Origin of the sequence: Bifidobacterium pullorum subsp. saeculare, from assembly GCF_016899725.1 — a bacterium.
GTDB lineage: Bacteria > Actinomycetota > Actinomycetes > Actinomycetales > Bifidobacteriaceae > Bifidobacterium > Bifidobacterium pullorum_C.
The window spans coordinates 1-11,376 of the sequence record NZ_JACLYU010000031.1 but is presented as its reverse complement, the minus strand read 5'-3'; the positions used below and the strand labels follow the sequence as shown (position 1 = coordinate 11,376).

Here is an 11,376-nt window from a genome sequence, read left to right as displayed (position 1 = left end):
CCGGCGGACCCGGATACATCCCGGCCGAACGACGCGAACGCATCGAACGCCTGACCGCCGAGACGAACCCGGCCGAGCCCGTCCGCCGCACCCACGCCATCCAGGACCAGCCCGAGACCATGGCCGCACCCCGCACACACCGCCTCGAGAGGAAACTCGGCCCCGACACGCCATACTCGAACAGGACACCCGCACGCATCGCGGGCACCCGACCGGAAGACAACAACGAAACCCCAGCCGACACCGACCAGGATTTCGCGCTCACCCCACGCGAGGCACCACTCCCGGTTCCGCACTCACTTTCAAATGAGGCACCTCGGGTGTGCGGAACAGAGGCGGGGGACGGGCCTCCGTAGGATGGCAGGCGGACGGCCGGCGGATGGCCGGCGGATGCCGCCGGACCGCGGATCCCTTGCCAGAGCGATGAAGTCGAACGATGGGAACGATGCCCGATGACCGATGAGAAGACCGACCTGACCGTGGCGGACGCCGCGACGGGCGACGCCGACGGTGCCGCCCGCACCGCCGCGCCCGCCGACGTGACGCCACAGGGGCACCCGATGCACCGGGTGCTGTCCTTCGTGCGCCGTTCCGCCCGGCTCGACGCCCGCCTCCAGCGCGCCTGGGACGCCTATGCCGGCCGCTACCTGCTCGACCTCAACGCCGGCGAAGGCTCCCTGGACGTGCGCGACGGCTTCGTGCTCGACGCCGCCTTCGCCGAACGCACCTGGGGCAACGCGAACCCGCTCGTCGTGGAGATCGGCACCGGGCAGGGGGAGAACGTCGTCGCCGCGGCGGCAGCCCATCCCGAGCTCAACTTCCTCGCGGTCGAGGTGTACGACCCCGGCATCGCGCACACGCTGCTGCTCGCCGGCAAGCAGGACCTGCGCAACCTTCGCGTCGCCCAGGTCAACGCCCCCGAGCTGCTCAAGGCCACCGCGGACGCCACGCTGGCCGAGGTCTGGACCTTCTTCCCCGACCCATGGCCCAAGAAGAAGCACCACAAGCGCCGCATCGTCCAGCCGACGCTCGCCGCCGAGGTCCACCGCGCGCTCGCCGAAGGAGGCGTGTGGCGCATCGCCACCGACATCGAGGACTATGCCCTGCACGTCCACGAGGTGATGGACGGACTCGACGGCTGGCGCAACCTTGGCAAGCTGACGGTCAGCCTGCCCACCGGGCATGTCGGCAAAGGCAACGCCGACCTCGCCCGCGATATGCCGCACGCCGACTTCGCCGAATCCGAGCGCTTCGATGGCCGCATCCTGACCAACTTCGAGCGCAAGGGCCTCGACGCCGGCCGCGTCATCCACGACTTCACCTATCTGCGCGTCTGAGCGCGGCCTGGGCGTGGCGCGGGCACGGCGCCGCGGTTCGGATGCGCCGCGCCGTGGTCGTCGTCCTCTGTCACTTGACGATGGTAAACTCATCGCGAGCTCGGATGTTATCGCAAACATCCTGGCCATCGCCGCAAGGCAGCGGACGAAGAGCCAGCGAGCCCTGGGGCCGGCGGAGCCGCCGGCAACCCGGGCGCGGGAACCAGAGACGGTCCCCGCACGAGGTTCGGACCTGCGGCCGAGCGACGGCAACACAGGAAGGAACACAGTGAACACAGTGAGGACAACGAAGTTGACGAGGACGACGAAGTTGCGTGCCTCCGTGGCGGCTGCGGCAGCGGCGGCCACGCTGGCCACGGGCGCGCTGCTCCCCTCCGGAGCGCTCGCGGCGCAGGCCGCGGCGCCGGAGACGACGGTCGTGACGCCGAATCCCTGGTATGCCAATGGACCCTTCCAGGGCTGGGGCACGTCGCTTGCCTGGCTGGCGAACGCCACCGGCAACTATGGCGAGGAAGGCTCGATCACCACGTCCAGCGGCGACGCGGCGGCCGACCAGAAGGCCCTGGAGTACGGCAAGCAGCTGCGCAACGATTTCTACGAGGCCATCTTCGGCGAGGAAGGCCTTGACCTGAACATGGCCCGCTACAACATCGGCGGCGGCAACGCCACCGACGTGGCCTACGGCTTCCCGTTCATGCGTCAGGGCGCCGCCGTGCCCGGCTACTGGGCGGACACGATCGACGGCGTCGAGGCCACCCAGGCCAACAAGGACAAGGTCGCCGCCGCCTTCGACCCGACCGACGACAGCGACTACGACTGGTCCAAGGGCTCGGCCCAGGAGTGGTGGCTCAAGCACGGCGTCGAGACCGGCGACATCGACCACATCGAGACCTTCGCCAACTCCGCTCCGTGGTTCCTGACCAACAGCGGCTACGCCACCGGCAACTTCAACGCCGGCGACAACAACGTCAAGGACGCCACGAAGTTCGGCCAGTACATGGCCCACGTGACCGACCACCTCAACGACGAGGTGAAGAAGATCGATCCGGACGCGAAGATCGCCACCGTCGAGCCGCTCAACGAGTCGGAGACCAGCTACTGGGGCACGACCCGCACCAGGGCCGACAAGCCCGACCTGGTCGGCGACACCGGCTCCGGCATCAGCCAGGAGACCTTCGACTACTACTGGAACAAGTACTTCGCGGACAAGAACAAGTCCGTCACCCCCTACGGCCACGGCGTGAAGAAGGCCCAGGAAGGCATGCACGTCGACTCCCAGACGGCGCAGAAGATCATCAAGCAGATCGCCGAGACGCTCAAGGCCGAGGGCAACACGGACACGGTCGTCTCCGCGACCGACGCCACCGACTCCGGCCAGTTCGTGGATTCCTACAACAAGTATTCGCAGGACACCCGCGACGCCATCGGCCAGTACAACACGCACTCCTACGGCACGAGCAAGCAGCGCGTGGCCCGCGACATCGCGCAGGGCGACGACAAGAACATGTCGATGAGCGAGGTCGACGCCTCGTTCCAGTCCGGCGGCTTCGATCCGTTCAACACGGACTTCTCCAACGGCCTGGGCATGGCGAAGAAGATCAACAGCGACGTCTACGCCCTGCAGTCCAAGGACTTCACGTTCTGGCAGGTGGTCGAGGACCTGTACAACATGGCCACCGGCACCACCGACATCAACGGCACGACCGCCAAGGTGAAGGGCGAGAACACCAACTGGGGCACCGTCCTCATCGACTTCGACTGCAACGTGGCCGGCAAGGACGGCAAGCTGTACTCGGAGCGCGCCTACCGCAACAACGGCGACTCCACGGAGGGCATCGCGCCCTGCTCCGTGCTGGCGAACACCAAGTACAACGCGGTGCGTGCCTACACGAAGTTCGTGCATGAGGGCGACTCCGTCATCGCGAACAACGCCACCGGCAAGAACTTCACCGTCTCCAACAAGGACGGCAAGCAGACCGTGATCCACACCAACGACTCGTCCAAGCCGGAGACGCTGGTCATCGACCTGTCGAAGTACGCCACCATCGCCGACGATGCCTCCGGCACCGCCTACCTGACCACGGCCCCGGCCGAGAAGGGCAAGGCCACCGAGGCCACCATCGCCAAGATGAACGAGACCAGCAACGTCAAGCAGTCCGCCGATGCGGTGACGATCGACGCCAAGGCCAAGACCGCCACGGTGACCGTGCCGGCCAAGTCCATCATGTCCGTCCAGCTCACCGGCGTCTCCGGCGTGGCCGACAGCGCCAAGGCCGTGGCCGACAACGGCGGCATCTACCAGATCGTGGGCGAGCAGTCCGGCAGGGCCGTCGCCGCCAAGGCGTCCGGCGACTCCGCGATCTCCCTGGCCGACCTGGCGACCGACGAGGCCTCCGCCAAGGCCCAGTCCTGGACGTTCACGCCGATCGACATGAGCGAGGCCACCCGCAGCTCGCTGCGCGCCTACACGATCACCAACGGCGGCAAGACGCTTGTGGTGGAGCCGGTCAAGAACGACAAGGGCGAAATCACAAGCTATGTGAACAAGCTCGTGGATTCCTCGACCGTGACGGCCACCGACCCCGTCGCCCGCTGGATCCTCAACACCGAGGACGGCTCCACCTGGCAGCTGGTGAACGCCAGCGCCAAGAGGTCGATGGACGTCGACGGCTCGAACACTGCAGCCGGCACCAAGGTCGGCCTGTGGGAGTCCAGCGCCGGCCGCAACCAGACCTTCACGCTGCGCTCCACCACGCCCACCGGCGCCAAGGCCGTCAACGTGCAAGTGAACCTCAAGGGCGACGTGGCCGCCGCGCTGCCTGAGACCGTTACCCCGTACTACACGTGGGGCACCGGCGCTCCGGCCGCCGTGACGTGGAATGACGTCACTGATCAGGTGGATACCGCCACGGAGGGCACCTACACCGTCACCGGCACCGCCACCGACATCTTCGGCAACGAGTTCGCCGTGACCGCGACCGTGTACGTCGGCCCGTTCACCGTCGTCGATCCGGTGTCCGTCACCGTGCTGCCCGGCACCTCGTGGGAGGCAATCCAGCAGGCCGTCGCCGGCGTGGAGATCCACGCGCACGTCGGGGCCTCCGAGGCCGTCACGCTCGACCAGACCGCCTACCCGGTGAGCTGGGACTGGAATGACGAGGTGCAGAAGGCTCTCGCCGAGGCCCAGGCCGGTGGCACTGTCACCGTCAATGGCTCCGTCAAGCTCGCCGGCGACGACGCCAAGGCCTCCCCGGTCACGCTCACCGTCTTCGTGACCGACGCCGTGCCAGTCAATGTGGCCGACGTCGGGACCAACCTCACGGTGAGCAGTCAGGAGTCCGGCAAGGCCAATGAGTGGAAGAAGCTCACCGATGGCGACTTCAGCACGCCTGCATGGTCGACATGGCAGTCCGGCACCAACACGATGGACCCCACTCCGACCGCTACCGTGGACTTCGGTTCGACGGTCCGAAAGGTGTCCAGCATGACCATCACGTACACCGAGAGCAACCCGAAGTCGGTGAAGGCCGAGTACTTCGACGGCAAGGACTGGAAGCAGTTCGGCGAGACGGTCGACAGCCCGTTCGGCACTGTGACCTTCTCCGTCGACAAGCCGGTCGAGGCCACGAAGGTGCGCATCGTCAACGAATGCTCCACCTCCACGTACATGAAGGCGACCGAGATCCAGGTGTTTGCCACTCCGGTTCCCGGCGAGACGAAGAACGTGGCCGATACCGGCTCCAACCTCACCGTTACCGGACAGCAGACCGAGTACGGCAAGAAGGACCAGTGGAAGAAGCTCACCGACGGCGACACCTCGGCCGAAGCATGGATCACGTGGCGTGCGAATGGTGCCGATTACGACCTCCATCCGACCGCCACCGTGAACTTCGGTAATACGACCGAACAGGTCGGCAAGGTGACGATCACCTATCTGGACAAGGCTCCCATCTCCGTCAAGGCCGAGTACACGGCCGACGGCACCACATGGCAGCCGTTCGGTGAGACGGTCAACAACCCGTCTGGCACGGTGACTTTCTCCGTCGATCAGCCGGTCGCCGCCAAGCAGGTGCGTATCGTCAACGACTGCAGCGACGGTCGCTACATGAACGCCTCCGAAATCCAGGTGTTCGCGGTGAGTAACGTGACTCTCACCCCGCAGCCGGCCTCCGACGCGACGCTGGGCGCTTTGCGCCTCGACGGCGAGAACATCTCCAAGGACTTCGACCCGTCGAAGACCGAGTACACCGTCACCCTGCCCCTCGGCGCCGAGTCCAACCCGAAGGTCCAGGCCTACGCCCGCGACAACGCGGCCACGGTCGCGGTGGATATGCAGGGCGTGGAGAACGGACTGGGCGGCAAGGCCGTCATCACCGTCACCTCCGCCGATGGCCGTCACACCTCGACGACCACGGTGAACTTCAACGTGGCGACGCTGACCGGCATCAAGCTGGGCGGCACGCTGGCGAAGACCAAGTACCGGATCGGCGAGAAGCTCGACCTGACCGGCCTGACGGTGACCGCCGTCTACTCGGACGGCACCACGTCGAACGTCGCGCTTGACGACTCGCAGCTCGCGGTCCTCGGCTTCGACTCCACCACCGCCGGCACGAAGACCGTCACGGTCTCCTACCGCGGCAAGTCCGCCACCTTCCAGGTGACGGTCCAGCCCGACCACGACGAGTCCGGTCCGGGGGCGACCCCGCAGCAGCCCGCCGGCCAGACGCCCGCCCTGAGCCAGACCGGCGCCGCCGTCACGGGGGTCGCCGCGCTGGCGATCCTCGCTGCCCTCGGCGCGGCGATCGCGCTGCGCTTCCGCCGCGCCTGACGGCAATGACAGCGGTCCGGGGTGGCGTCCGCCGCCGGACACCACCCCGGACCGCGTCCCTCTCCCTCGTCACCCAAAGTCACCGACATATTCCAAGGAAGGAATCCCATGAATACACGCATAATCGGGATGGTGGCGGCAGCGGCACTGCTGTGCGGCTCCGCCCTCGTCCCCACGGCCGCCCTGGGCTCCGAGCCCACCGGCGACGACGCCGTCGCGTCGCAGCAGACCGCGATGGCCGGCGGCACCTCCGCCGACGGCGATTCGACCACCGAGGCGATGACGGACGCGCTCAACGCGTCGGTCGCCTCCGAGGAACGCCTCGCCAACGCGCAGGCCGGCCAGACCAAGGCCACCGACGCCACCGGCGATCCCGGCGGCAGGGACGCGCTGAAGACGCTCCTGCAGAACACGGAGGAGAAGGACCTCAAGCCCCTCGCCTCCGGCTATCGCGCCGACGACAGCGGCACCGCGCCCTACGACTCCGTCAAGCCGAACGCCGACGACCTCGCCAAGCTCAACGAGGCCCGCGACGCCGCGCAGAAGATCGTGGACGACGCCTCCGCCACCGCCGACGACGTGACCAAGGCGTCCGACGCGCTGCAGAAGGCCTTCGACGCGGTGCGCTTCATCTACCACTACACCGGCATCTCCGGCACGGCGGGCGCGCGCATCTACGACAACAACGGCAACCTGATCCAGGCGCACGGCGCCGGCATCCAGAAGGCGAAGACCAGCCTGCTCGCCAAGGACGACCAGAAGCTCGACAAGAACGGCGACGGCTACGTCTACATCTGGTGCGGCGAGGACAAGACCGACCGCCTGGTCGCCCACGGCGTGCGCATCTACTACTCCGACGACCTGTACAACTGGACGGACAAGGGCCTGGGCTTCCAGACCTATCTGGGCGACCAGGACCTCAAGAACAAGATGGCCGGCGCCGATCCCGTCTACCAGAAGTACTACAACGTCGAGAACATCGAGCACGACCCGGACTACACGAACATCTACGGCAAGGACTTCCAGGTCTTCGCCCACGACAAGTCGAACTACGACATCGACAGCCCGCAGGACGCCCTCGACAAGCTGCTCTGGGACCTCAAGGCCCTGTACGGCGACGGCAGCAACCCGACGAAGACGAGCTGCGTGTTCGAGCGCCCGAAGATCGTGTACAACGAGCACACGAACCGCTGGATCGTGTGGTTCCACGCCGACGGCCCGCAGTACGGCAACGAGGACACCGCCACGTACTCCAAGGCCAAGGCGGGCGTCGCGGTGAGCACCACCGGCGACCCGGCCGGCCCGTACAAGTACCTCGGCTCCTTCCGCATGAGCCCCGGCACCAACGAGTCCAACCCGGGCATGGCCCGCGACATGAACGTGTACGTCGACGACAAGGACGAGAACGGGGACGAAGTCAAGGACGCCTACCTGATCTACGCGAGCAACGAGAACAGGGACCTGACGATCTCCCTGCTTGACAGCACCTACACCAAGCTCGTCAAGCCCGTCGCCGAGCAGCAGATGGGCACCTCCGTCAAGAACGGCGACACGTACAACATCATCGCCACGAACTCGAAGGAGTCGCCCGCCCCCGTCAAGTGGAACGGCCACTACTACTTCATCTACTCGCACACCACCGGCTGGGCGCCGAACGAGAACGAGTACACGATCAGCGAGGGTGACAACATCATGGGCCCATACCATGAGATCGGCACCCCGTTCGTGGACGGCACCGGCCCCAACCAGAGCCACACGAACTCGTTCTACACGCAGTCCAGCTCCATCATCCCCGTGGATCCACAGAAGGGTCTGTTCATCTACTGGGGCGACCGCTGGTTCAACCCGGACACCGGCAACGACATCAGCCAGTCGCGCTACGTGATGGTGCCGATGCAGTTCGTCGGCACGGAGATGCGCGTGATGCCCGCCGTCGACTGGACGCTGGAGGACCTCCAGCAGTACGAGGCCGTGACAATCAAGACCCAGCTGCCCACGGAGACCGGCTCGATGAGCGAGCTCATGGCGAAGCTGCCCAAGACGCTGAATGTCCAGGTCGGCGACGATAAGACGACCGCCACGACGCCCGTGACCTGGGACCCGTACTACGGCGCCGACCAGCCCGCCGGCAGCGTGACCGTGACCGGCCACCTGCCCGAGCTCCACAACGTCGAGATCCACTTCACCGTCACCGTCTACCCGAAGAACACCGTGCTGTTCATGGACGCCGGCAGCGACGCCGCCAACGAGTCCGACTACTACACGTCCATCGTCAGGAACGCCCCCAACCTCATCAACAGGGACCACAGCGACCAGCTCTACTCCGAGGGCGGCTGGGGACTCGCGAGCACGGTCGGCGTCGACGTGGAGAAGTACGGCGCCTCGAGCAACGACATCTACGAGACCGGCTACTACGCGCTGGGCGGCAAGAACGTCCAGTACAGGGCCGACCTCAAGGCCGGAAGCTACTCCGTGACCGCCGGCTTCAAGGAATGGTGGGCGCAGTGGAACGAGCGCAAGGTCAAGTTCACGGTCTCCGCGGACGGCAAGGACCTCGCCTCCACGCAGCTGACGCCCTCCGGTTCCGGCAGCTCCACGAACGCCCTGACCTTCACGCTCGACCAGGACGCCACCGTCACCTTCACCGCGGCCCGCGGCGACGGCGAGGGCAAGGACCCCTACCTGAGCTGGATCAGTGTGGTCGAGTCCGACCCGAAGGACGTCGCCTCCGTGGCGCCCGTCGAGGGCACCGTCGGCTTCCTGGCCGGCACGACCCCCACGCTGCCGGACACGGCCACGGTCACGCTCAACAATGGCACGACCGAGACCCGCGATGTCACCTGGCATTATGACGCCGACTCGATCGTGGAGTTCCATCCGACCGAGGTGCGCGGTTCCGTGGAGGGCACGACGCTGCCCGCCGTCGCCACCGTGCAGAAGATTCCTGCCGGCCTGGGCTACTTCATCGACGTCAACGGCGGCGAGAACAGCCCGACCTACGCGAACGCCAAGAAACTCACCAAAGGTGGCCTGACCAACGCGAAGGCCGACCAGGCCTTCGACGAGGCCGCCGGCTGGGGCAACGCCTCCGTCAACTACGGCACCGAGAACACCGGCTCCGCCGACCCGTTCGACTCCGGCATCTACGCCGGCAAGAACGGCAAGGCCGACCAGCTGAGCTACAAGCTGACGCTCGCCCCCGGCACGCACACCGTGACCCTCGGCTTCCACGACTGGTGGAACCAGAGCCGCCCGACCACGGTGACCTACCAGATGGACGGCATGGGCGAGCCGGCCGAGCTCACCTCCACCACGGTGACCTCCGCGAAGACCAGCGCCTCCGGCACCATCGTCGTGCCCGACGGCGACCCCCGCGTCGTGACGATCACGCTGACCTCCCCCCAGGGCACCGGCCCGGTGCTCAGCTGGATCTCCACCGTCAAGCAGGAGAAGCAACCGACCCCGGTGTCCGCCAAGGAGGTGACGGTCAACGCCACGGTCGGTGACGACGTCGCCGCCAAGCTGCCGAAGACCGTCACAGTCACCTACTCCGACAACTCCACGAAGGACGTGGCCGTCACCTGGGATCAGGTCGACTGGGCCTCCCAGCCCGCCGGCACCGTCACCGTGAAGGGCACGCTGGAGGGCATCGCCCCGTCCGTGCTCCAGGCGACGGCGACGGTGACGCTCAGCGGGTCCTCTGGTGAGCCGGGTGAGCCGCAGACCCCCGCCGGCGCCGAGCAGCCCTCCGCTCCGACGACCGCCAGCACTGGCGCTGCTGTGGCCGGCATCGTGATTGCCGTCGTCGTCCTCGCGGCCGCCGGCGTGGCTCTGATAGTGCTGCGCCATCGTCGCGTCTGACCCAACGGCCAGTGGGGGACAACGGCCCCGCCGTGGGACCGTCATGCGATAGCATGGCGGCCTCCGCCGGCGGGGCCGCTCCATACGTGCCGCCGTGATGCGGCTTCGCAGATCGCACCCGCCTCCGGACTGGCGTCCGGAACCTTCCCGGGCGGCGCTATGACGGCGCTATCGTGGCGTTCGCTTAAACAGAAAACCCTTGGAATCGTTGTGATTCCAAGGGTTTTTGCCAGTACCCCCAGAGAGAGTCGAATTATTGCCGGCTATGTTGGCATCTTGCGAATCGTTGGAATTCCAACGATTCTAGACCTCACACACCTCATGTAGAGCCCGGATAATCATACACACATACATATCTGTACCCTTTCTGTACCCAAAACATACCCGCCTGAAACTAAGAAGCGCTCGCCGGCTGCTGTAGTGTTGGCGAGCGCCACGGTTTGTTTTCGGGTGCTGCTCTGGGGCGGCCTGTCAGGTTGGCAGGTCGGGTGTGGGTGTGTCTTGATTAGGCGACGGTTCATATTGATATGGCCTGATTTTTGTTCCGTGTTTCCCCTGACTGGATGGGAGATGATGGGATCATGGGCAAGGGCATGCGGTATACGCCGGAGTTCTGTCAGAAGGCCGTCGGGCTTCTGGCGGAGTCACGCGAGTCGCATTCATCCGAGACACGAGCATTGACGCAGGTCGCCGGGAACCTGGGCGTGGCCCCGGAGACGCTGCGCCGTTGGCGCAGCCAGGCGGACGGGGCCGCGGCCGCGCGGTCCGCGCAGGACGCGCAGGCCGCGCTGGAGGAGCTCAAGCGCCTGCGCAGGGAGGTCGTCGAATTGCGTCGGGCGAACGAGATCCTGACGACGGCGTCGGCTTTTTTCGCGGCAAGGCTCGGCCCGGCACGGCCCTGATGGCCGCGTACATCGACGGGCATCGGGATCGTTTCGGGGTCGGGCCGATCTGCCGTGTCCTGTCCGCAGCCCTGGACTGCGGGTTCCTCACGCCGCGAGGCTGCCGCCGGTTCAAGAGCAGGCCGGTAAGCCGCACGACCGCGCGTCACGAGGCTCTGGCGCGCGGCATCATGCAGATCCGCTCGGACTTCTTCATGGCCGTGTATGGGTACGGGAAGATGCGCGCCCGGCTGCTGGCGCGGGGATGGACGGGGATCGGCCGTGACCAGGTCGCGCGGATCATGCGCGGACTGGGCGTCCGGGGTGTGCGCCGCGGACGCACGCCCGCGGCCGCCCGGCCCGCCAAGGGCGCGGGCGGCAGGCCCGGCCTGGTGGAGCGCGGGTTCCGGGCGTGCGCGCCGGACCGGCTGCATGTGGCCGGCATCACCTACGCGCGCATGGCCGGCGG

3 protein-coding genes and 2 pseudogenes are annotated in these 11,376 nt (G+C 66.8%); all 5 read left to right on the top strand.

Annotation, left to right across the window (positions count from 1 at the left end; all coding sequences use genetic code 11):
* Positions 1 to 356, top strand: a pseudogene (locus H7U32_RS08985) (hypothetical protein); the annotation flags it as partial.
* Positions 357 to 452: 96 nt separating this feature from the next.
* A complete protein-coding gene (gene trmB, locus H7U32_RS08980; RefSeq protein WP_204469738.1) occupies positions 453 to 1,337 on the top strand; it encodes a tRNA (guanosine(46)-N7)-methyltransferase TrmB in 885 nt (294 codons plus the stop codon).
* Between the two features lie 322 nt (positions 1,338 to 1,659).
* A complete protein-coding gene (locus H7U32_RS08975) occupies positions 1,660 to 6,165 on the top strand; it encodes a bacterial Ig-like domain-containing protein (protein ID WP_204469737.1) in 4,506 nt (1,501 codons plus the stop codon).
* A 108-nt stretch (positions 6,166 to 6,273) separates the two neighbouring features.
* Complete coding sequence (locus H7U32_RS08970) at positions 6,274 to 10,026, top strand: Ig-like domain-containing protein (protein ID WP_204469736.1); 3,753 nt, start codon at positions 6,274 to 6,276, stop codon at positions 10,024 to 10,026.
* 581 nt (positions 10,027 to 10,607) lie between these two features.
* Positions 10,608 to 11,376: pseudogene (locus tag H7U32_RS10890) on the top strand (transposase); the annotation flags it as partial.